This window comes from Streptomyces sp. NBC_00310 (assembly GCF_036208085.1).
Lineage (GTDB): Bacteria > Actinomycetota > Actinomycetes > Streptomycetales > Streptomycetaceae > Streptomyces.
In genome coordinates, this window is sequence record NZ_CP130714.1 from 1,204,304 (window position 1) to 1,226,576 (window position 22,273).

Here is a 22,273-nt window from a genome sequence, read left to right on the forward strand (position 1 = left end):
GGCCGTCAGGCCAGCGCGCCCAGCGGGTCGTCGAGCACCGGCTGCCACGCCAACTCGGCCGCCCCCACCAGACTGTTGTGGTCCAGCGTGCAGGCCAGGATCGGGGCGACCCCGCTCTGCCGGCCCCACAGGCTGCGGTCGGCGACGACGGCACGCAGCCGGTCGGGGTCGGCGTCGAGCAAGGTGCGGTGCATGCCGCCGAGGATGATGCGGTCGGGATTGAGGATGTTGACCAGGCCCGCGAGCCCCAGGCCGAGGCGGTCGATGATGGCCTCGGCGGCCGTGCGGACGCCGGGGTCGCCGTACTGGGTGCGGATCAGCTCGTTGGCCTGCTGAAGCAGGGAGCCCTCGGGCCCCGGGTCGCGGCCGACGGCGGTGAGGAAGGCCCGCGGGTCCGCCTCGACGTCGAGGCAGCCGCGGCTGCCGCAGTGACAGGGGCGGCCCTCGGGGTTGACGGTGAGGTGGCCGACTTCGAGGGCGAGACCCGAACTGCCCGTGTGCAGACGGCCGTCGAGGACCAGAGCGCCGCCGACGCCCCGGTGCCCGGTCGCCACGCACAGCAGATCGCGGGAGCCCCGCCCGGCGCCGTGCCGGTGTTCGGCGAGCGCGGCGAGGTTGACGTCGTTGGCCGCGAACGCGGGCCCCTCGATCCCGGCCGCGCGGACCCGCTCGGCGAAGATCTCCCGGACGGGCGCTCCGGCCGGCCAGGCCAGGTGCAGCGGGTTCAGCGCCAGCCCCGCCGGTTCGGCGACGGCGGACGGCACGGCCAGACCCGCGCCCACACACCGTCGGCCGGTCTCCCGCAGCAGTGCGGCGCCCGCGTCGACCACCGAGCCGAGCACCTTCGCCGGGTCGGCGTCCACGATCTCGCAGGCGGGCGCGGTGGCGACGATCCGTCCGCCGAGCCCGACCAGCGCGGCCCGCCAGCCGTCGGCGTGCACCTGGGCGGCGAGCGCGACGGGACCCTCCTCGGCGACTTCTAGGCGGTGCGAGGGCCGACCCTGCGAACCGGCGGCGGCGCCCGGATGCGCGTCGACCCGGATCAACCCCAGCGCCTCCAGCTCGGCGGCGACGGCGCCGGCCGTGGCCCGGGTGACACCCAGCTCGGCGGTGAGCACGGCCCGGGTCGGTGCCCGCCCGGTGTGCACGAGCTCCAGCGCCGGACCCAGCGCGCCCCTCCCCCGGTCCAGCCGAGTGCGTGTCGTCGTCGGTGTCCCTTCGCCCGCCGCCTTGGGGGCCGCCTTCCCGTCCATGAGGGCGAGTCTCCCATGATCCGCACGGCACCGAACCCCGCCCGGCGGGCGTCAGCCGTCGTCGAAGCCGCCGACCCGCAGGGTGACGTTCAGCCGTCCGGTCAGCCCCAGCCCGGGCGGCGCCGTCCCCGCATGCACCCGGGGCACCCCGTGGTACGCCTGCCGTGCCGCCCCGCCGAACACGAAGAGATCACCGCTGCGCAGCTCCACGTCCGTGTACGGCCGGGCCCGGGTCCGCGTGTTGCCGAAGCGGAAGACACAGGTGTCACCGAGGCTCAGCGACACCACCGGCGCGTCCGACTGCTCCTCGCCGTCACGGTGCATCCCCATGCGGGCGTCGCCGTCGTAGAAGTTGATCAGGGCGATGTCGTACGCGGCCGTCGCCGCCTCCGGTCCCAGGGCGTCCACGACCGCGCGCCCGCCCAGCTCCCCCAGCCAGTCCGGAAACGGCTTCACGGGCGCCCCGTCGCCGTCGACGGCCGTGCGAGCGTAGGCGTACGGGTACCAGTGCCGGCCCAGACAGACCTGTCGGGCGGTCATCGTGCCGCCGCCCGGGGTGCGGACCGTACGGAGTCCGGCGGGCGGGCGGGCCCACTCACGGCAGGCTTCCAGAAGCCGCCGCTGCTCTTCCGCGTCCAGCCAGTCCGGCACGTGGACCGCGCCCGGCGCGATCTCCGTACGGTCGCGGGGGAACAGCTCGGCGTCCGAAGGGGGCATGGGTTCCATGTTCGCGCATCGCCGCTCGGAGAAAGGACGTGAGCCGGGCTCGGTTAGCCTGGGCACACGATGAGCGACCGTATGACCGCGCCCTGGGGCGAATACTCCCTGACCCGCTTTCCCGATGACCCGCGTGAGCAGCTGCGCGCCTGGGACGCGTCCGACGCGTATCTGCTGCGCCACCTCGCGGAGAGCGGGACGCCGCTGGACGGCACGGTCGTGGTCGTCGGCGACCGCTGGGGCGCTCTGACCACCGCGCTGGCCGGGTACGGGCCGACGCAGATCACCGACTCGTTCCTGAGCCGGGAGGCGACGCGGGCGAACCTGGAGCGGGCCGGCGTCGAGGCGGACACCGTACGGCTGCTCACCACCCGGGACACGCCCCCGGACCGCGTCGACGTGCTCCTCGTCCGGGTCCCCAAGAGTCTCGCGCTCCTGGAGGACCAGCTGCACCGGCTCGCGCCCGCCGTGCACGAGGGCACGGTCGTGATCGGCACCGGGATGGTCAAGGAGATCCACACCTCCACGCTCAGGCTCTTCGAGCGCGTCCTCGGCCCGACCCGCACCTCGCTCGCCCGGCAGAAGGCACGACTCATCTTCTGCACGCCGGACGCGAGGACCCTTGACGCGCGGGGCAACGATCCGTGGCCGCACACCTACCAACTGCCGGACGACACCGGCCTGTTGGCCGGTCGTCCCGTCGTCAACCACGCGGGCGTGTTCTGCGCCGACCGACTCGACATCGGCACCCGGTTCTTCCTGCGCCATCTGCCGAAGGATCCGGGCGGCGGGCGGGTCGTCGACCTGGGGTGCGGCAACGGCGTGGTCGGCACGGCGGTCGCGCTGGCCGATCCGGATGCCGAGGTGGTGTTCGTCGACGAGTCGTACCAGGCGGTGGCCTCGGCGGAGGCGACGTACCGGGCGAACCGGCCGGACGCCGACGGCAGGGCGGAGTTCCGGGTCGGCGACGGGCTGGAGGGGTTCGCGCCGGCGGGGGTCGATCTCGTCCTCAACAACCCGCCGTTCCACTCCCACCAGGCGACGACCGACGCCACGGCCCGCCGGATGTTCACCGGGGCACGACGGGCGCTGCGGCCGGGCGGCGAGCTCTGGGTGGTCGGCAACCGTCATCTGGCCTATCACGTGACGCTGCGACGGATCTTCGGCAACAGTGAACTCGTCGCGAGCGATGCCAAGTTCGTGGTGCTGAAGGCGGTCAGGCGGAGTTAGGGCGTGTTTCGGAAGTCCCTTCGACGAAGGGACTTCCGAAACACGCCCTAGTGTTCCGAGTCGGGAATTCTGTTCAGATAACTGGCGAGGCGTTCGAGGATCTCGTCTGCGGTCTTCGTCCAGACGTAGGGCTTCGGGTCGGTGTTCCAGGCGGCGATCCAGTTGCGGATGTCCTTCTCCAGGGCTTGGACGGACCTGTGAACGCCGCGCCGTATCTGCTTGTTGGTCAGTTCGGCGAACCATCGCTCGACGAGGTTCAGCCAGGACGAGCCGGTCGGTGTGAAGTGCAGGTGGAAGCGGGGGTGGGCCGGCAGCCACTTCTTGATGGCGGGGGTCTTGTGGGTGGCGTAGTTGTCGCAGATGAGGTGGACATCCAGGTCGGCGGGCACCTCTTTGTCGAGCTTGGTGAGGAACTTCTTGAACTCCTCAGCCCGATGTCTGCGGTGCAGGGAGCCGATCACTTTGCCGGTGGCGACCTCGAGGGCGGCGAACAGGGTGGTGGTGCCGGCGCGGACGTGGTCGTGGGTCACCCGCTCGGGAACCCCGGGCATCATTGGCAGCACGGGCTGGGATCGGTCCAGGGCCTGGATCTGCGACTTCTCGTCGACGCAGAACACCAGGGCCCGCTCGGGCGGGTCCAGGTAAAGGCCGACGACATCGTGGACCTTGTCGACGAAGTACGGATCGGTCGACAGTTTGAAGGTCTCCGACCGGTGCGGCTGCAGGCCGAAGGCCCGCCAGATCCGTGAAACCGACGACTGCGAGAGGCCCATCTCCTTCGCCATCGACCGCGTCGACCAGTGCGTTGCGTTCTTCGGAGTGGATTCCAGCGTCTTGGTGACTACCGCGGCAACCTGCTCGTCCGTCACGGTCCTTGGGCCGCCCGGACGCGGCATGTCACCCAGACCGGCGATCCGGTACTGCACGAACCGGGCCCGCCAGCGGCCCACCGCATGGGGTGTGGAACCGAGCTGAGCAGCCACGTCCTTGTTCGAGGCGCCCTCGGCGCAGGCCAGGATGATCCGACACCGCAACGCCCATGCCTGCGGCGTGGAACGTCGCCGCACCCACTCCTCGAGTGCGGCCCGTTCTTCGTCCGACAGTGTCAACTCGGCCTTCGGCCGCCCCGTCCGTGCCATGGAGCAAGCCTATACATCTGAACAGAATTCCCGACTCAGAACACTAGCGGCCCCCCGCCGAGAAGGTGGCCCCGCGCAGGGCGCGCGGTGAGGCGCCCAGTTCCCGGCGGCAGGCCTTGTTGAAGGCCTGGAGGTCGGGGATGCCGACGGAGGCGGCCACGGCGGGAATGGAGAGGGTCGTGGCGCGCAGCAGATGGTGGGCGCGTTCGAGTCTGCGGCGGCGAATGTAGGCGACGACCGTGCCGCCCGTCTCCGCGCGGAACAGCCGGGTCAGATGGTTGTGGGAGACGCCGGCCACGCGGGCCACCTCCGGGATGGTGAGCGGGGCGGCCAGGTGGGCCTCGATGTGGGCGATGGCGGTGGTGACCGCCGGGTGCGGACCGGGGCCGGCCGCGGCGGGCGGGGTCAGATGGGCGACGCGCCACAGGGTGGTCCAGATCTCGGCCCGGGTGCGGTCGGGCTCGCTCGGGGCGGCTGCCACCGCCTGAAGCAACAGGTCGGTGAGCGTAGGGAGTTCGGGACCGGCGTCCTGCACGACCGGAACCGTGCGGGGCGGCCCGGCCGGGGCGATGCGCAGATGCGCGAAGAGATGTTCGGAGCGGCCCCGGTAGCGGTAGCGGACGGTGGTGCCGGGCGGTACGAGGCTGACCCGGCCGGGGCGGATGGTGTGGACCGTGCCGTCGACGGTCAGTTCGGCCTCGTACTGGTAGAGGTGCAGCTGCCACAGCTCCGGCAGCCGGAACACGTCCGTGCGTCCCGCGACGCCGTGCACGCCGACACCGATGAGGGCGACGACCGGCGGCTCACCGAGGTGGATCTCCGTCTCCCGCATGACCGGAAAAATATCAGTGACGGGCGTCACACTCGGGTTCCGGGTGCCGCGCTTCGCGAGACGGTCGCATTCCCACACGGGACGGACCCGTACGGGCCTCCTACCCGGGCGGACCGGCCTCTCCCGTCCGCAGCACGCCGATGAGCCGGGCCACCGTCTCCGCCATCGCCGCCCGGCCGGCCGCGAGGTACGTGCGCGGGTCCACCACCTCGGGGCGGGCGGTGAGGAAGTCCCGGACCGCGCCGGTCAGGGCGATGTTGAGCGCGGTGCCGATGTTGACCTTGGCGATGCCGCCCGTGACGGCCGCCCGCAGTTCGTCGTCCGGGACGCCGGAGGAGCCGTGCAGGACGAGGGGGACGTCCACGGCGGCGGCCAGCCGTTTCAGGAGGGCGTGGTCGAGGGCGGCGGTCCGGGTGGTCATCGCGTGCGAGCTGCCGACGGCCACGGCGAGCGCGTCCACACCGGAGTCGGCCACGAAGGCCCGCGCCTCGTCGGGGTCGGTACGGGCGCCGGGCGTGTGCGCGTCGAGCGGCGGTGCGCCGTTCTTGCCTCCCACCTGCCCCAACTCGGCCTCGATCCACAGGCCTTGGCCGTGGGCCCACTGGACGGCGGCGTGGGTCGCGGCGAGGTTGTCCAGGTAGGGCAGGCGGGAGGCGTCGTACATCACGGAGCTGAACCCGGCGTCGGCCGCCCGGCGCAGCAGGTCGTCGCTCCGGATGTGGTCGAGGTGGAGTGCGACGGGCACGGCCGCCCGCTCGGCGGCGGCGGACGCGGCGCGGGCCAGTGGGAGCAGGCCCCCGGCGTGGAATGTGACGGCGTTCTCGCTGACCTGGAGGACGACCGGCGCGGCGACGGTCTCGGCGCCGGCGACGACCGCCTCGATGTGCTCCAGGGTGATGACGTTGAACGCGGCCACCGCGGAGTGCGCGGCGGCGGCCGCGGTGATCAGGTCACCGGTCGTCGTGAGGGGCACAACTTCTCCTGTCTCAGCGGTCGTTCGTATCGAGGATCACCGAACGGGTGAGGTGGCGCGGCCGGTCGGGATCGAGGCCTCGGGCGGTGGCCACGGCGACGGCGAGCCGCTGGGCGCGGACCAGTTCGGCGAGCGGATCGAGTGTGCCGGCCACCCACGTCCCGCCGGTCTCCCGCACCTGCTCGGCCAGCCCCTCGGGCGCCTCGCCGAGCATCCAGGTCGCCGTGGACCGGGTGGTGACGCTGATCGGGCCGTGCCGGTATTCCATCGCCGGGTACGCCTCGCTCCACGCCAGCGCGGCCTCGCGCATCTTCAGCGCGGCCTCGTTCGCGAGGCCCACGGTCCAGCCCCGGCCGAGGAAGGTGAACTGGCCGCTGTCGGCGAGCCCTTCGGGCAGCGGTGACTCCAGGGCGGTGCGCGCGTCGGCGACGGCGGCCTCGGTGTGCAGGCCGAGGTGGGCGCGGAGAAGGGTGAGGGCGGTGGTGGCGAAGCGGGTCTGGACGACGGACTTCTCGTCGGCGAAGTCCAGCACGACGACGTCGTCCGCGGCCGTCATCACGGGGGTCTGCGGGTCGGCGGTGATCGCCGTCGTACGCGTACGGCCGCGGAGCGCGTCCAGCAGTTCCAGCACCTCGGTGGTGGTGCCGGAGCGGGTGAGGGCGACGACGCGGTCGTAGGCCCGCCCGTGCGGGAACTCCGAGGCCGCGAAGGCGTCCGTCTCCCCCTGGCCGGAACGCTCGCGCAGCACGGCGGCGGCCTGCGCCATGAAGTACGACGTCCCGCAGCCGACGAGGGCCACCCGCTCCCCCGGCACCGGCAGGATCCCGGTGTGCTCCACCGCTTCGGCGGCGACGCGGGTCCAGCACTCGGGCTGGGTGTTCAGCTCGTCCTCGACGTGGGTCATGCGGTCACCCTCCCGGAGACACCGGAACTCATGCTTGATTGTGCAAGTTATAGCAACATTTCAAGCATCTTCAAGCAAGTCGGCGCGCCCGCCCTGTCCCTCGTGACGAACGCACTCGGCATCGCGAGCGAGTCGGCCGTGCGGCACCGGTTCAGGATCGTGGTGACGGGCGGGGTGGCCCGCGACCAGTCGTACGAACTCGGACGTGGTCGCGGCCGACTCCGGCGAGCCGGCGCGGCGGCCCTTCGCCTGGATCTGTGCGACCGGGTCGGTGGACACCCTGGTCGCGGGCGCGGTGGAGGCGGAGGCGGAGGCGGAGGCGGAGGCGGAGGCGGAGGCGGAGGCGGAGGCGGAGGCGGAGGCGCCGGAGACGGTACGGGGCTTCGAGGAGGCCGAGGTACGGGTCCGTCGCCGTCTGGGGCCCGATGCGCCGGGAGAGGGCGGGTCAGTCCTGCAGCCAAGGGGCCAGCATTCCGCCCCGCTTCAGGGTGGTGAGGACGAGGGAGACGTCGATCGACGCCACCTCGTGGAGCCACGGGGAGCGGGTGACGAAGTCGTGGAGGGCGCTTTCGTCGGGGAACGCGGTGAGGATGAGGAGTTGGCGTTCGCCGGTGACGAAGCTGGCGTAGCGGACGTGGGCGGACTCGGCGAGGGCCGCCGTCACCGAGCCGACCTCGGCCGGGGGTGTCCGGGCCCAGAGGACGGCCTCGACCGGCAGTCCGAGCACGGCGGGTTCGATCACGGCGCGGATGCGGACCTTGCCCTCGCGCCGCAGCGCCCCGAGGCGGCGTCTCGCGGTGGCCTCCGACACGCCCGACACGCGCGCGAGTTCGTCGTAGGTGCGGCGCCCGTCCTCGGCCAGGGCGTGCAGCAACAGCCGGTCGGCGCGGGAGAGTTCGGGTGATGTCTCACCGGCGGGCAGGGGATCGGTGACCGGCGGCGACGTGGCGCCGGAAGGGGCCGAGCCCTTCAGCGCGGCGATCTCGGCCTCGGTGAGGAGGCCCGCGTGCCACTCGCGGATCGTGCGGACATGGCGCAGCACCGGGAGGGTGCGGGTCTCCAACACGCCCGGCAGGCCGGCGAGTTCGTCCAGTACCAGGCCCGCCAGCCGTTCGCGGGGCCAGCGCAGTTCCGCGAGGCAGTCCGGGGTGCCGGTGAGAACGTGGGCGAAGACGCAGTCGGGGCGGCGGGCCAGCGCGGTGGCGGTGACCCGGGCCCGGCCGGGCGCGCAGCGGACGCCGACCACCACGCTGCGGCCACGCATCGCCATGGCCCCGATCCGCACCAGACCGGTCTCCAGCAGCCGGGTGCCCCGGCGGACGACGGTGCGTTCGGGCTCGCCGAGGGCCGCCGCGATGCGGTGCCAGGCGGCCCGGCCGTCGATCTGCAGCGCGCTGATGATGCGCCGGTCCAGCGAATCCGTCACGGGGCCGGTCTGCGATGCGTCCATCGGCCCCAGAGTATGGCGGATTCCGTCAACTCCGCAGGGGTTCTTGTTCCCTTCCGTCGCCGTGGCCCAGCCTGCCGTGAAGTGGAATCGCATGGTCCCGCACGGTCTCCCCGCCGTGCGGGCGCGCCCACCGTCCCCCTCTCGACCCGCACACGCCGCACGAACCCATGACTCCCGTAACTCCCCGATATACGGAGATGGTTGACGTGACCGCGACTCCCGGCAGTCCCCCACGTTCCCCGGCCAGCGACCCCACCGCGCCCGCGCCCCTGCGGCCCGCCGACACCCGGCGCGGCCGCCTGGCTCTCCTGGGTCCCGGTCTGGTGCTGGCCGCCGCGAGTGTGGGCGCGGGCGACATGGTGACGTCGCTCGCGGGCGCCGCCGGGTACGGGATGGCGTTGATGTGGGCGATCGTCATCGGTGTCGTCCTCAAGTACACGCTCACCGAGGCGGTGGGCCGCCTGTATCTGGCCACCGGGCAGACCGTGATCGCGAGCCTGAAGTCGGCCGCCCGCTGGCTCCCGGCGGCGTTCTTGCTCTTCGTCCTGGTCATCGGGCTGCTCTACGGGGCGGCCCTCAGCTCGGTGGCGTCACTGGCACTGTCCACGCTGTTCCCCGTGCTGCCGGTCAGGCCCGTCGCCGTGGTGATCGCACTGACGGCCGCCGCGATCGTGTACGTCGGGCGGTACGCGGTGTTCGAGCGGGTGATGAGCGTCTTCCTGCTCGCCAAGTTCCTCGGCATGGCCGTCCTGGCGGTGGCCACGCTCGCCACCGCCGACGATCTGCCCGGCCTGCTCGGCACGCTGCGCCCCAGGCTGCCGGAGGGTGACGTGGTGACGGTACTGGCCCTGGTCGGCGGCGTGGGCGGGACCGCCGGGATCGCCTCATACAGCTACTGGGTGCGGGAGAAGGGCTGGGCGGACCGGAGCCGGCTGCGGATCGTGCGGGCGGACTCGGCGGTGAGTTACGGCGTCACCCTGCTCTTCGTGCTGTGCACGACGGTGGTGGGCACGGGACTGCTGTACGGCACGGGCGGGAGCATCACCGGCAGCGACGGGCTGGCCGCGCTCGCCGATCCGCTCGGCGCCGATCTGGGGTCGGTGGCGCGGGTGCTGTTCCTGGGGACGTTCTTCCTGGTGACGCTGAGCGCGCTCGTCGGCGGCTTCAACGGCCTGTGCTACATGCTCGCCGACTCGCTGCGGACGCTGCGCGGCATTCCGGACGCCGAGGCGGAGCCCCACATCGCGCAGAACGGCGGCCCGTTCCGCCTGTTCGTCCTCTACTGCGCCGTCACCTCGGTCGTCGTCACCTTCCTGGGCCGGCCGGTGTCCCTGGTGCTCACCTACGCCGCCGTCGGCTCGCTGATCCTGCCGTTGCTCGCCAGCGCGCTGCTGGTGCTGCTCAACCGCCGGAACGTGGAGCCCGCGCTGCGCAACCGCATCACCTCGAACGTACTGCTGGGCGGCTCCTTCGTGCTCTTCGGAGTGCTCGCGGTCGTCCAGCTCAAGGACTCCCTGGGAGGGGCGTGAACCACCTCGTGAACCACCTCGTCGACCACCCCGCGCAGTACCCCGTGAACCCGACGGGCGACGCGGACCCGACGGACGACCTGTGCTTCCGGACCGCTTACGAACTCTCCGTCGCGCTGGCGCGCCGTGAGATCTCCGCGCGGGAGGTGGTGACCGCCCATCTGGAACGGATCGAGCGGGTCAATCCGGCGGTGAACGCGATCGTGACGCTGGTGGCCGACCAGGCGCTGGAGCAGGCGTCCGAGGCGGACGACCGGATGGCGGCCGGGGAGCCGGTCGGTCCGCTGCACGGGCTGCCCGTCGCGCACAAGGACCTGCACGACACGGCGGGCATCCGGACGACGTCCGGTTCGCCGATCTTCGCCGACCGGGTGCCCGGCCGTGACCATCTGGTCGTCGAGCGGCTGCGGAAGGCGGGGGCCATCACCCTCGGCAAGACCAACGTCCCCGAACTGGGCCTGGGTTCGCACACCGTCAACCCCGTCTTCGGGGCCACCCGCAACCCGTACGACCTCTCCCGCAGCGCGGGCGGCAGCAGCGGTGGGGCGGGAGCGGCCCTCGCCTGCGGGATGCAGCCCATCGCCGACGGCAGCGACACCGGTGGCTCGCTGCGCAATCCCGCCTCCTTCAACAACGTCGTCGGGCTGCGCCCGTCACCCGGCCGTGTGCCGTCCTGGCCCGACAAGGCGCCCTGGGGCCAGTTGTCGGTGAAGGGGCCGATGGCCCGGACCGTGGCGGACGTCGCCCTGACCCTGTCCGTGCTGGCCGGTCCGGACCCCCGCGACCCGCGCTCGCTGCAGACACCCGGCTCCACGTTCGCCTGGCAACTCGACGGTCATCTACGGGGGTTGCGGGTCGCCTGGTCACCCGATCTCGGCGGGCAGGTGCCCGTCGACCCGGAGGTACGGGACGCGCTGCGCCCGGCGGTGGAGGCGTTCTCCGCGCTGGGCTGCGACGTCGAGGAGGCCTGCCCGGACCTCACGGGCGCGGACGAGGTCTTCCTCGCCCAGCGCGCCTGGCAGGTCGAGCTCTCCTACGGGGCGCTGCTGGACGAGCACCGCGAACGGCTGGCCCCGGACGTGATCTGGAACATCGAGGAGGGCCGCAGGCTCGGCGGACCCGACCTGGGGCGGGCTCAGGCCCTGCATGGCGCCCTCTTCCACCGGGTCCGCGAGTTCTTCGAACGGTACGACCTGCTGTTGCTGCCGGTCAGCCAGGTCGCCCCCTTCGACATCGAGCTGGCGTACCCGACGGTCGTCGACGGCACCCCGATGGAGACCTATCTCGACTGGATGCGCTCGGCGTACCTGATCTCCGTCACGGGCTGCCCCGCCCTGTCCGTCCCGGCCGGGTTCACCCCGGAGGGCCTGCCGGTCGGGCTGCAGATCGTCGGCCCGCACCGCCGGGACTGGTCGGTCCTGAAGGCCGGGCACGCCTTCGAACGGGCGACGCGGGTCGGCGAGCGTCGGCCGCCGGTGGTGAGGGCCGACGCGTAGGCGCTCCGCTGGGGGCGCGGTGATACGTCCGCGGGCCGGTGGGGGCTTGTCGCGCGGTTCCCCGGGCACCTTATGGGGCGCGGTACCGCCGTCAGTGCGTGTGATCGGCCGAAGGCGCCGCCGGTACTTCCGTTGGCGCCGCTTCTCCGGCCCGGACCGTGAACGCCGCCGTGTGGACCTTGCCTTCGTGCTTGAAGTCGAGGAACAGGCGGTAGGCGCCGTCGCTGGGGGCGGTGGCCGTGAAGGAGATGTCCGGGCCGGGGTCGGTCTTGCCGTCGCCGGGTTCGCCGTTCGGGTGGACGTGCAGGTAGGCGAGGTCGCCGGAGCGCAGGGCGACCAGGTGGCCGTACGCGCCCAGGTAGGGCTGGAGGTCGGTGACGGGCCTGCCGTCGCGGGAGACCTTGAGCCTGAGTTCGCTCGCGGCGCCCGGGCGCAGTCCGCCGTCCAGCTCGACCTCGTAGCCGTTGACCTCGGCGGTGCCGCTCGGCGCCGGCAGTTTCCCCGGTTTGTACGTGCCCGAGGCCGCGAGGTCGGCGCCGAGCGTGAGGTTCTCGGCGTCCTCACCGGCCGGGGTGAAGTCGGCGAAGACGCGGTAGCCGCCCGCCCCGGGGAGGTCCACGGGGGTGCTCCAGGTGCCGTCGGCGGCGCGGGAGGGATGCAGGTGGCGGTAGGTGCCCAGGTCGCGTGAGGCGACGATGAGGTGGAGTTCCTTGTCGTGCTCGCGCTGGTACCCGGTGACGGCGCGGCCGTCCTCGTCCCGGATGACGAACCGCAGGTCGGTCCGCTGCCCCGCGGTGACATCCGGGGTCCGCAGATCGAGCGTGTAACCGCCTTCGGAGATCTGCAGCCCGCCGGCCGGGGCCGACGCGTGCCCGCCCTCGCCCTCTCCGCGATCCGTATCCGGTGACTCCTCGTTGTGACCGTCGTGGTGCGCGGGCGCGCTCTCTGCGGTGTCCGCGGTGTCCGCGGTGTCCGAGACGACGGGTTCGATGCCCTTGCCCACGCCGTAGGCGGTGCCGAACGTCGCGGCCAGCGCTGCGGCGAACGCGGTGATCCTCAGTCCGGTGTTCATGGCCGTCTCCTTCGAGGTCCGGGTCTCCAGCACAGCTCACGATACCCCTATGGGGTATACAGTCAAGCGCTGCGGATGACTTGCCACTGATACCCTCCGGGGGTATACAGGCAGTGCGACGAGGATACCCCCGCCCCGTATCAGGCTCGATCGCCGCCCACGATCTACGAGGAGCAGCCATGACCATCACCAGGACCGGGCCCGCCGCCGAGGTGGAGCTCACCATCGGCGGTATGACCTGTGCCTCCTGCGCGGCTCGCATCGAGAAGAAGCTGAACCGCATGGACGGCGTCACGGCCACGGTCAACTACGCCACCGAGAAGGCGAAGGTCAGCTATGCCGACGACGTCGCGGTGCGGGATCTGATCGCCACCGTCGAGGCGACCGGCTACACGGCACACGAGCCCGCGCCGCCCGCACCGGCCGAGCCCGGGAGCACCGGCGAGGCGGCGGACGACGCGCTGCTGCCGCTCCGGCAGCGGCTGATCACCGCGGTGGCGCTGGCCGTCCCCGTCGTCGCGATGGCCATGATCCCGGCACTGCAGTTCACGTACTGGCAGTGGCTGTCCCTGACACTGGCGGCGCCCGTGGTCACGTACGCCGGGTGGCCCTTCCACCGCGCCGCCTGGACGAACGCCCGGCACGGCGCCGCCACCATGGACACCCTGATCTCCATCGGCACCCTGGCCGCGTTCGGCTGGTCGCTGTGGGCCCTGTTCTTCGGAACGGCGGGCACACCGGGCATGACGCACCCCTTCGAGCTGACCATCGTCCGCGGTGACGGCGCCGGAAGTATCTATCTGGAGGCCGCGGCCGGGGTGACCGCCTTCATCCTCGCCGGGCGCTACTTCGAGGCCCGCTCCAAGCGGAAGGCGGGCGCGGCGCTACGGGCACTGCTGGAACTGGGGGCGAAGGACGTCACCGTGCTCACTCGGGACGGCGGTGAACGGACCGTCCCCGTGGCCGAGTTGAAGGCCGGCGACCGCTTCCTGGTGCGTCCCGGTGAGAAGATCGCCACCGACGGGACGGTCGTGGAGGGCTCGTCCGCCGTGGACGCGTCCATGCTCACCGGCGAGTCTGTGCCCGTGGAGGTCGTGGCCGGCGACCCGGTCACCGGCGCCACCGTCAACGCGGGCGGACGTCTCGTCGTCGAGGCCACGAGGGTCGGCGCCGACACCCAACTGGCCCGGATGGCGAAGCTGGTGGAGGACGCGCAGAACGGCAAGGCCGCGGCGCAACGGCTCGCGGACCGGATCTCCGCCGTCTTCGTGCCGATCGTGATCGCCCTCGCCCTGGGCACCCTCGGCTTCTGGCTCGGCAACGGCGCCGGGCTCACGGCCGCGTTCACCGCCGCCGTCGCCGTACTGATCATCGCCTGCCCCTGCGCCCTGGGGCTGGCCACGCCGACCGCGCTGCTGGTCGGCACCGGACGCGGCGCCCAGCTGGGCATCCTGATCAAGGGCCCGGAGGTACTGGAGTCCACGCGCAGGGTCGACACCGTCGTCCTCGACAAGACCGGCACCGTCACCACCGGGCGCATGACCCTGCTGGCCGTGCGCCCCGCCGACGGCACCGACGAGGCCGAAGTCCTGCGGCTGGCAGGCGCGTTGGAGCACGCCTCCGAGCATCCGGTCGCCCGTGCCGTCGCCGAGGGCGCGTCGGCGCGGCTCGGCTCGCTGCCCGCGCCGGAAGACTTCGCGAACGTACCCGGCCTCGGTGTGCAGGGGATCGTCGACGGTCACGCGGTCCTCGTCGGCCGCGAACGACTCCTCGCCGACTGGGCGATGGAACTGCCGGCGGACCTCCGGCGTGCCAAGGACGAGGCAGAGGCGTCCGGCCGTACGGCCATCGCGGTGGCCTGGGACGGCGAGGCGCGCGCGGTGCTCGAAGTCGCCGACGCGGTGAAGGAGACCAGCGCGGAGGCGATCACCAGGCTGCGCGCGCTCGGCCTCACCCCGATCCTGCTGACCGGAGACAACCGCTCCGTGGCCGAGTCCGTCGCCCGCGAGGTCGGTATCGCGCCCGAGGACGTGATCGCGGAGGTGCTGCCGCAGGACAAGGTCGACGTCGTCAAACGGCTGCAGGACGAAGGCCGTTCGGTCGCGATGGTCGGTGACGGCGTCAATGACGCGGCCGCGCTCGCGCAGGCCGACCTGGGGCTGGCCATGGGCACGGGCACGGACGCGGCGATCGAAGCCGGCGACCTGACTCTCGTACGAGGCGACCTGCGCGCGGCGGCCGACGCCATCCGCCTCGCCCGGCGGACCCTCGGCACCATCCGGTCCAACCTGTTCTGGGCCTTCGCCTACAACGTGGCCGCCCTGCCGCTCGCGGCGGCCGGCCTCCTCAACCCGATGATCGCCGGGGCGGCCATGGCCTTCTCCTCGGTGTTCGTCGTCGGCAACTCCCTGCGCCTGCGGTCGTTCCGGGCGGCCGACTGAAGCAACTCGCCGACACCGACATCGGATTGTCCCTTGGCCGAGGAATTGACGGACACAGAAGGAGAGTGATTCGACATGGCGCCGCTGCCCGTCGCTGAAAATACTGACGAATGGCAGGCTCGATCTACCCGACCCGGACACTCCCACGAAAACGATGAGCGTGTCCCGGCCGGTTCCACGGAGACCTCCCGGAGGTTGCGCCGACGAGCGCTATTCCGGGATTACTGGATCGAGGTCGACGAATTTCCCTTGCTCACACCGCGCCAATTCCGTCGAGGGCGGTAAGGAGAAATACGACGCGGCCGGTCACCGGTCGTGGCGCTCACCGAGGTCGGCGAGAAGCAGGTTCGGGTCCCGCATGGTGAAAAAGGCGCCGCTGGTCACATAGACCGTTCGATGGCGTACGGCCACGGAGGTCGGGTTGGAGAGCCCGTCCTCCTGGGTGAGGACGACGGTGTGGGTGCCGTCCGGGCGCACGAGGGCGAGTTCGTTGTCGAGGAACATGGCGGCGAGAACGGTGTCCCCGCGGCCGGTGAAGGCGAAGTCGTCGATTCCACCGAGCCCCGTCGCCCTGGTCTCGATCGGGCCTGCCGACCCGTTCCGGCGCACGGGAATGCGGAGCAGCGTTCCTCGGTCGCTGTTGGAAACCCATACGGCTCCGTCGTGGACCTTGAGCCCGTTCGCGCCGACACCGAAGCCGCCCTCCGAGCCGGGGACGGGGTCCAGGTCGGTGTCCTTGGCCCATTCCGTGGGCGTGCCGCCCTGCTGCGGGACGCTCCAGACGGTTCCCAGCACCGAGTCGGCGACGTAGAGGACGCCTCGACGCTCGTCGAGGCCGATGGCGTTGGGCAGCCCGTTCGGAGGCAGTTGCGCGATCTGGCGGGGCGCGCCGCCGGGGGCGACGCGCCAGACGCCGGTCTTGCGGGTTCCGGTGGCGTAGGTGACGTAGAGCGTGCCGTCGTGGGCGCGGGCGATGCCGAGGACGATGTCGTCGCCGACGACCGGTGTCCGCGGGTTCGCCTCGGCGGGCAGGGTCGCGCGGATCCGGGTGTGCCCCTGCTTGGTGACATGGGCGATCTGGCGGGCGGCCGAGAAGGTCAGGTCGGCGGAGCCGTCGGGTTCGAGGGCGATGTTCTCCGGTGTCTGTCCCTGGGCGAAGTCGAAGTGGGCGACGACACGCGGACGGGACACGGTCACCTCGCCGCTCGGCGGGGGTGCCGCGGCCAGCAGGGCGACGACGGCGGTGGCCGCGGCGACACCGGACAGATAGGGAAGTCGGGGCATGCGTCTCTCCTTGGACGGGCGCGGAGCGCCGGGGTGCGACGCACACGAACATGACGGGGCGTCAGTCGAGGGCGGTGGCCGTCACGGCCGGGCGTTCGCCCGCACGGCCCACGGCATGCGGCCGGTCGAGTTCCCCGCCGGGACCCGATCGGGTCGCGGGGACGAGACGGCCCCGCTTCCTGACCTGCCACGGCGAACGGCGAGGGCCCACCCCCGGTCGGAGCGGGCCGTCGCCGTGGAAACGGAACAACGGAACAGGGATGGGGCAGCTCGTCGGCGGTCGGCGGTGAGGGAGGAACTCGGGATCACCCCCGGCACCCTGGGGCCGCACGCCCGGGTCAGGGGCACCTCGGCCCCCGCCCTCACCCTCTGCGGCCGCGCACACGGCCACCCCGCCGGAGCACTTCGTATCTGACGACCCTCACACCACGGCCCTGACCCCACACCGGTACGGGCGGCCTCACCCCACCCGCAGACCACCCTGCCCCGCCACCCGGACCACCTTGCCCCGGCCCCCGGCCCCACCTAGCCTGGTTTTGTGCCGCGAATAAACAAAACCCGAACGCACAACGCCGTGCCGGGCCACGACAGCGACCACTCACGCCTCCACGTCCTCCGCGTCCTCCGCATCGCCATCACCGCCTTCTTCGCCCTCGACGGCTTCGTCTTCGCCGGCTGGGTGGTCAGAATCCCCGCGATCAAGGAGCAGACCGGCGCCTCACCCGGCGCGCTGGGCCTCGCACTGCTGGGCGTGTCCGCCGGAGCGGTGATCACGATGATGCTCACCGGCCGGCTCTGCCGCCGTTTCGGCAGCCACCCGGTGACGGTCGCCTGCGCCGTCCTGCTGTCCTGCTGTCCCTCAGCGTGGCACTGCCCCCGCTCACCCACTCGGCGCTCGCGCTGGGCGCGGTACTGCTGGTCTTCGGTGCCGCCTTCGGCGGGATCAACGTCGCCTTCAACAGCGCCGCCGTGGATCTGGTGGCCGCGCTGGGGCGACCCGTCATGCCCGGTTTCCATGCCGCGTTCAGCCTCGGCGGCATGCTCGGGGCAGGGGTCGGCAGCCTGGTCGCGGACTCCCTTTCCCCGACGCGCCATCTGCTCGGCATCACCGTGATCGGCCTCCTGGTGACCGCCGTTGCCGCTCCCACCCTGCTGCGCCACGAACCCCCGGAACCACCGAACCGCGCCGCCGAGCGGGAGGACCGGGCGACCGGCGCCCGCCGCCTCGACGGCCGCACCCGCGGCCTGGTCGTCGTCCTCGGCCTGATCGCCGGATGCACGGCGTACGGCGAGGGGGCGCTGGCCGACTGGGGCGCCCTGCATCTGGAGGCGGACCTGGACGCCTCGCCCGGAGTCGCGGCGATCGGTTACTCGTGTTTCGCTCTCGCCATGACGACCGGCCGGCTGACCGGGACGACCCTGCTGGAACGCCTGGGCAGGACCACGGTGCTCGTGGCCGGTGGCGCGACCGCGACGGCGGGCATGCTGCTCGGCGCCCTCGCCCCCTCCGTGTGGGCGACCCTGCTCGGCTTCGCGGTCACCGGTCTGGGCCTCGCCAACATCTTCCCGGTCGCCATCGAACGCGCCGGCGCGCTGGCCGGGCCCAGCGGGGTGGCCACGGCCTCCACCCTCGGCTATCTCGGCATGCTCCTCGGCCCGCCCGCGATCGGCTTCATGGCCGAATGGTTCTCCCTGCCCGCCGCGCTCACCAGCGTCGCGGTACTCGCCGCGTTCGCCTCCGCCATCGCGTTCACCACCCGCCACTCGACCGCGAAATGACCACTCACCGTTGCCCCGTGACACCTCGCGGTGCATGAAGTCAGCCCTCCGAGAACATGAGGCAACCATTCAGTCGTTCGATTCGTATAACTCCCTGGAGGCACTGCGACCCGGCCGAACAGAGGGCGGCCGGAGCGTCACCATCCGGTTTTCCGGATGGTCCCGAACAAGGAGAAACGATGCGACTGTTCGTGCTCAACTACGCTCGCGCCGCTGAGCAGTTGGAGTTCAGCGCTCCGTACACCTACGACTCCGGGCTGCAGTTGAACGTGCTCGCCGACGGGCGGATAGCCGCTCATGACCAGGGCCTGATGAGGGAATTGGGGGCGACGACGTCCACCGCGGGCTCGAAGACCCATTTCGACGACTGAACGCGGACCGGCGACGATGACGGTGCTGATCCTCACCTGCGAACAGGATGTGACGGCGGACCTGGTGGTCGCGCAACTCAACAGGACCGGCGTCCCGGTGGTCCGGCTCGACCCCGCCGACCTGCCCGGCACGGTGGCGCTCTCCGGGGAGTACGTGCACGGCTCCTTCCGCGGGCATCTGTCCGCCGGGGGCCGCCTGGTGAGCATGAGCGGGCTGCGGTCGATCTGGCTGCGCCGACCGGGGGTTCCGGCCGGCCGGGTCGCCGAGCCGTCCGCCTGGCTGACCGAGGAGTCCTCGCAGGCCCTATACGGCATGCTCCGCGGCACGGGCGCCCGCTGGATGAACGACCCGGACGCCGCCCGGCGGGCTCGCCACAAGCCGTGGCAGCTCCGGCACGCCCAGCGCTGCGGACTCCCCGTACCGGCCACGCTGATCACCACGTTCCCGCAGGCCGCCCGCGACTTCGCCGAGCGCTTCCCGGACCTGGTGGTGAAGCCGGTCTCCGGCACCCATCCGCAGGAGCCCGCCCGGACGGTCCCCACCAGCCGTATCGCGCCCGGCACCGACTTCACCGCCGTCGCGTTCGGCCCGACGCTGTTGCAGCGCCGGATCGCCAAGACCGCCGACATCCGGCTCACCGCCGTCGGCGACCGCATGCTGGCCGCCCGCAAAGCCGTCGCCCCGGACGCGCACCCCGACGAGGTCGACGTCCGCTTCGCCCCCTCCACCGCGCCCTGGCAGCCGGTCGACGTCCCGGCCCGCACCGCCACGGCCGTGCGCACCTACCTCCGTGACGCCGAACTCACCTACGGGGCCTTCGACTTCGCGGAGGACGCGGACGGGATCTGGTGGTTCCTGGAGTGCAACCAGTCGGGCCAGTTCGGGTTCGTGGAGATGGACACCGGCCAGCCGATCGCCCACAGCGTCGCCGAGTGGCTGGCACACGAGGAACCGGTGGCGGGAACGCGCCGCGACGGCCGGATCCGGGCGGCGCCCCGACATCCGTGACGACCCACCGGTGAACCGAAGCGCCCGCCCCGGCCGGGGCGGGCGCTTCGAGCACGCTCCATCCGGCAGACTCGCCCCATGGAGACTGCCGAGCACATCAGCGCCCTGGACGAGGAAGGCCGACTGCTCGCCGCGGCCGCCCGCAAGGCCGGTACGGACGCCGAGGTGCCGACCTGCCCGAAGTGGCGGGTACGGGACCTGGTACGGCACACGGGAGTCGTGCACCGCTGGGCCACGGCGTTCGTCGCCGAGGGCCATGCCTCTCCCCGGCCCCTCGGCAGCGACCCGGAGCTGGACGGCGACGCTCTGCTGACCTGGTTCGAGGACGGCCACCGGCGCCTCGTCGACACCCTGCGCACCGCACCCGCCGACGTCGACTGCTGGAACTTCCTGCCCGCCCCGTCCCCGCTGGCCTTCTGGGCACGCCGTCAGGCCCACGAGACGGCCGTCCACCGTGCCGACGCGCAGTCCGCTCTCGGCGGCGAACTCGGCGAGCCCGCGGTGGACTTCGCCGTCGACGGCATCGACGAACTCCTGCTCGGCTTCCACGCCCGCGACAGGAGCCGGGTGCGCACCGAGACGCCGCGTGTCCTGCGGGTGCGGGCGACGGACACGGACGCCGTCTGGACCGTACGGCTGTCGTCGGAGCCGCCCGTGGCGGAGCGCGCGGAAGCGTCGAAGGCCGGGGACGTGGACTGCGAGATCGCGGGACCGGCGCCCCGCCTGTACCTGTCCCTGTGGAACCGGCTCCCGTTGCCCGCCGCCACCGGCGACCCCTCACTCGCGGAACTGTGGCGGGAGACCTCGGGCATCGGCTGAACCGGGCCCGGCGGCGTGCCCGTTGCCTTGTCCGGTACGCCCGCCGCCCGCACACTCACCCCATGGGGAGACGAACGCAGGCCGAGCGGGACGCGATGACCACGGAGATCGGATTCGCGTTCTTCGCGGGGGCGGTGCTGGCGGGCGCGGCCTATTTCGGCGTGACCGAACTCCTCCCGCACTTCTTCGGCTCGCTGCGCGGCCGGTGGAGTCTGCTCGGGCCCCTCGCACTCTCCGTGACCGTGGTGGTGTTCGTCGCGGTCGTCACGATCGTGCTGACCCGCTTCCGGCGTGCCACACGGGTCAGCCGACAGGTTCCCGAAGAACCCGGTCGGCCGCGCTCCGCCCAGCCCAGCCAGCCCGGCCGCACCAACCCCGACTCGTAGGCCGACACGACGAGTTGGGCACGGTCGCGGGCGCGCCGCTTCCACCACGGGGGTCCGCCCCGTGCCATCGCCGGCACGGTGGCCCGCCCCACGCCGGGGGGGGGCCACCCGCCTGCGCACCCTGCTCCGCCACACCGGCCACACTGGACGCCGCCCACCGGGCACGACGTCACCCGAGCGAGGTGACCACCCCTACTCCCGGCGCAGTACGCCCCGCCGGGCCGGGGGGCATCAGCGCGCCGCCGCCTCGGACTGCGGGAACACCAGACCGACGTGGTGGGCGAGTTGGCCCGCCGCGTGCCGGAAGAACACCGCACGGTCCTCGACCACCCGGTCGAACTGCCCGAACACCTCGAAGCTGACCAGGCCGAACAGCTGCGCCCATGCCCCGACCAGCACCGCGACCAGCTCCGGCGGCAGATCGGGCGCGACGTGCTCCGCCATCCGCCGCGCCTCCGGCCGCACCTCGGCGGGCAGCTTCCACTGGGCCACACCCTTGCCCCGGTAGGCATCCCGCACGATCCGGATCAGCAACTGCCCGGCCCGGGACGCAGCAGGCAGGGTCGTGTCGGGCGCGGTGTACCCGGGCACGGGCGAACCGTAGATCAACGCGTACTCGTGCGGGCGCGCCAGCGCCCACTGGCGCACCCCTTCGCACACCGCGACCCACTGCCCCGCCGGGCTCTCACCGGCGGCCTTCGCGTGCGCGGCCTCGGCGGCCTCGCCCAGGGAGTCGTAGGCGTCGATGATCAGCGCGGTCAGCAGCTCGTCGCGGCTCGGGAAGTAGCGGTACAGCGCGGAGGAGACCATGCCGAGCTCGCGCGCCACCGCACGCAGCGACAGCTTGGCGGCGCCCTCGGCGGCGAGCTGTCTGCGCGCCTCGTCCTTGATGGCGGCCGTGACCTCGATCCGGGCGCGGGCACGGGCCCCACGTGCTGTGCTCATGCGAAGAGTGTGCCACAAGGGCAGAGCACTGCACACATTTCGGAGCAGCGCTCTCCAATCGGAGCGCCACTCACAAACGAGAGCGCCGCTCTTGCTTGCGAGCACCGATCTCGTGCACACTGCTCTCAAGCGAGAGCAGTGCTCTCCAAATCACTCGGAGAGCAGCTCCACAACGGGAGGACCCCCCATGCCGTCGTCGCCCCACTACATCAAGTCCAACCCCTTCGACCGCGCGCTGAACGGCTTCATCGGCTGGCTCGCCCGCCACGGCGTCAGCCTCCTCGGCACGGCCGAGCTCTCGGTGCGCGGCCGCAAGAGCGGCGAGTGGCGTCGGCTGCCGGTCAACCCGCTGCCGTACGAGGGCGGCCCCTACCTCGTCTCGGCGCGCGGTCACTCCGAGTGGGTGCGCAACATGCGGGCGGCGGGCGGTGGACGGCTGCGGGTGGGCCGCCGGGTGCAGGAGTTCACGGCGGTCGAGCTGTCCGACGAGGAGAAGCCCGTCGTGCTCCGCACCTACCTGAAGAAGTGGGGCTGGGAGGTGGGCCGGTTCTTCGGCGACGTCAACGCCGACTCCTCCGACGCGGAGTTGCTCGCCGCCGCGCCGAAGCACCCCGTCTTCCGGATCACCGTCGAGCGGTGACCGT

19 protein-coding genes and 3 pseudogenes are annotated in these 22,273 nt (G+C 72.2%); 11 read left to right on the forward strand and 11 right to left on the reverse strand.

What is annotated here, in order from left to right:
- Positions 1–5 precede the first annotated feature (5 nt).
- The gene (locus OG202_RS05265; RefSeq protein ID WP_326584929.1) at positions 6–1,253 is read right to left on the reverse strand and encodes an ROK family protein; all 1,248 of its coding nucleotides are present in this window, start codon (positions 1,251–1,253) and stop codon (positions 6–8) included.
- 51 nt (positions 1,254–1,304) lie between these two features.
- Positions 1,305–1,970 (reverse strand): alpha-ketoglutarate-dependent dioxygenase AlkB family protein, encoded by a 666-nt coding sequence (locus OG202_RS05270; protein WP_327731156.1) that lies wholly within the window; start codon positions 1,968–1,970, stop codon positions 1,305–1,307.
- Positions 1,971–2,039: 69 nt separating this feature from the next.
- Between OG202_RS05270 and OG202_RS05275 the strand changes: the two genes are divergently transcribed.
- On the forward strand, positions 2,040–3,200 hold the full coding sequence (locus tag OG202_RS05275) for a methyltransferase (RefSeq protein ID WP_327731155.1): 1,161 nt from the start codon (positions 2,040–2,042) through the stop codon (positions 3,198–3,200).
- 47 nt (positions 3,201–3,247) lie between these two features.
- Here the strand turns inward: OG202_RS05275 and OG202_RS05280 are convergent, their stop codons facing one another.
- From OG202_RS05280 to OG202_RS05295, 4 genes are all read right to left on the reverse strand, one after another.
- Positions 3,248–4,339, reverse strand: a complete 1,092-nt coding sequence (locus OG202_RS05280) for an IS630 family transposase (RefSeq protein WP_328222354.1) — start codon at positions 4,337–4,339, stop codon at positions 3,248–3,250.
- Between the two features lie 43 nt (positions 4,340–4,382).
- On the reverse strand, positions 4,383–5,171 hold the full coding sequence (locus OG202_RS05285) for an AraC family transcriptional regulator (RefSeq protein ID WP_327731154.1): 789 nt from the start codon (positions 5,169–5,171) through the stop codon (positions 4,383–4,385).
- A gap of 100 nt (positions 5,172–5,271) precedes the next feature.
- Complete coding sequence (locus tag OG202_RS05290; RefSeq protein WP_327731153.1) at positions 5,272–6,144, reverse strand: class II fructose-bisphosphate aldolase; 873 nt, start codon at positions 6,142–6,144, stop codon at positions 5,272–5,274.
- Positions 6,145–6,157: 13 nt separating this feature from the next.
- The gene (locus OG202_RS05295; RefSeq protein ID WP_327731152.1) at positions 6,158–7,048 is read right to left on the reverse strand and encodes an SIS domain-containing protein; all 891 of its coding nucleotides are present in this window, start codon (positions 7,046–7,048) and stop codon (positions 6,158–6,160) included.
- A gap of 81 nt (positions 7,049–7,129) precedes the next feature.
- Between OG202_RS05295 and OG202_RS46425 the strand changes: the two are divergent.
- Positions 7,130–7,454 (forward strand): annotated as a pseudogene (locus OG202_RS46425) (hypothetical protein); the annotation flags it as partial.
- Positions 7,455–7,493: 39 nt separating this feature from the next.
- On the opposite strand, the gene OG202_RS05305 reads toward OG202_RS46425, so the two are convergent.
- Positions 7,494–8,498, reverse strand: a complete 1,005-nt coding sequence (locus OG202_RS05305; protein WP_327731151.1) for an Lrp/AsnC family transcriptional regulator — start codon at positions 8,496–8,498, stop codon at positions 7,494–7,496.
- Positions 8,499–8,695: 197 nt separating this feature from the next.
- On the opposite strand from OG202_RS05305, the gene OG202_RS05310 reads away from it, so the two are divergent.
- The gene (locus tag OG202_RS05310; RefSeq protein ID WP_327731150.1) at positions 8,696–10,027 is read left to right on the forward strand and encodes an Nramp family divalent metal transporter; all 1,332 of its coding nucleotides are present in this window, start codon (positions 8,696–8,698) and stop codon (positions 10,025–10,027) included.
- Positions 10,024–11,523 carry an amidase gene (locus tag OG202_RS05315; RefSeq protein ID WP_327731149.1) on the forward strand — a complete coding sequence of 500 codons (1,500 nt, stop codon included), beginning with the start codon at positions 10,024–10,026 and terminating at the stop codon, positions 11,521–11,523. Before OG202_RS05310 ends, OG202_RS05315 begins: the two co-directional genes overlap by 4 nt.
- Positions 11,524–11,614: 91 nt before the next feature.
- Here OG202_RS05315 and OG202_RS05320 read toward each other — a convergent pair whose 3' ends face one another.
- The gene (locus OG202_RS05320; protein ID WP_327731148.1) at positions 11,615–12,595 is read right to left on the reverse strand and encodes a hypothetical protein; all 981 of its coding nucleotides are present in this window, start codon (positions 12,593–12,595) and stop codon (positions 11,615–11,617) included.
- A gap of 179 nt (positions 12,596–12,774) precedes the next feature.
- Between OG202_RS05320 and OG202_RS05325 the strand changes: the two genes are divergently transcribed.
- Positions 12,775–15,036, forward strand: a complete 2,262-nt coding sequence (locus tag OG202_RS05325) for a heavy metal translocating P-type ATPase (protein WP_328222356.1) — start codon at positions 12,775–12,777, stop codon at positions 15,034–15,036.
- Between the two features lie 306 nt (positions 15,037–15,342).
- On the opposite strand, the gene OG202_RS05330 is transcribed toward OG202_RS05325, so the two are convergent.
- The gene (locus OG202_RS05330; protein WP_326584918.1) at positions 15,343–16,320 is read right to left on the reverse strand and encodes a hypothetical protein; all 978 of its coding nucleotides are present in this window, start codon (positions 16,318–16,320) and stop codon (positions 15,343–15,345) included.
- Positions 16,321–16,894: 574 nt separating this feature from the next.
- Here OG202_RS05330 and OG202_RS05335 point away from each other — a divergent pair.
- From OG202_RS05335 to OG202_RS05355, 5 genes and pseudogenes are all read left to right on the forward strand, one after another.
- Positions 16,895–18,099: pseudogene (locus tag OG202_RS05335) on the forward strand (MFS transporter).
- A 179-nt stretch (positions 18,100–18,278) separates the two neighbouring features.
- Entirely contained in the window at positions 18,279–18,470 is a 192-nt protein-coding gene (tgmA, locus tag OG202_RS05340) for a putative ATP-grasp-modified RiPP (protein WP_013005676.1), read from the forward strand.
- Between the two features lie 16 nt (positions 18,471–18,486).
- Entirely contained in the window at positions 18,487–19,479 is a 993-nt protein-coding gene (gene tgmB, locus OG202_RS05345; RefSeq protein WP_326584916.1) for an ATP-grasp ribosomal peptide maturase, read from the forward strand.
- A gap of 78 nt (positions 19,480–19,557) precedes the next feature.
- Entirely contained in the window at positions 19,558–20,298 is a 741-nt protein-coding gene (locus OG202_RS05350; protein ID WP_326584915.1) for a maleylpyruvate isomerase family mycothiol-dependent enzyme, read from the forward strand.
- A gap of 62 nt (positions 20,299–20,360) precedes the next feature.
- Positions 20,361–20,684: a DUF6332 family protein gene (locus OG202_RS05355; RefSeq protein ID WP_405892580.1), complete on the forward strand. Its 324-nt coding sequence runs from the start codon at positions 20,361–20,363 to the stop codon at positions 20,682–20,684.
- Here OG202_RS05355 and OG202_RS05360 read toward each other — a convergent pair.
- Positions 20,648–20,725, reverse strand: a pseudogene (locus tag OG202_RS05360) (DNA-binding response regulator); the annotation flags it as partial. The gene OG202_RS05355 and the pseudogene OG202_RS05360 overlap by 37 nt on opposite strands.
- A 190-nt stretch (positions 20,726–20,915) precedes the next feature.
- A complete protein-coding gene (locus tag OG202_RS05365; RefSeq protein ID WP_326584914.1) occupies positions 20,916–21,629 on the reverse strand; it encodes a TetR/AcrR family transcriptional regulator in 714 nt (237 codons plus the stop codon).
- 187 nt (positions 21,630–21,816) lie between these two features.
- Here OG202_RS05365 and OG202_RS05370 point away from each other — a divergent pair, with 187 nt between their 5' ends.
- On the forward strand, positions 21,817–22,269 hold the full coding sequence (locus tag OG202_RS05370) for a nitroreductase family deazaflavin-dependent oxidoreductase (protein ID WP_326584913.1): 453 nt from the start codon (positions 21,817–21,819) through the stop codon (positions 22,267–22,269).
- The last annotated feature ends 4 nt before the right edge of the window (positions 22,270–22,273 follow it).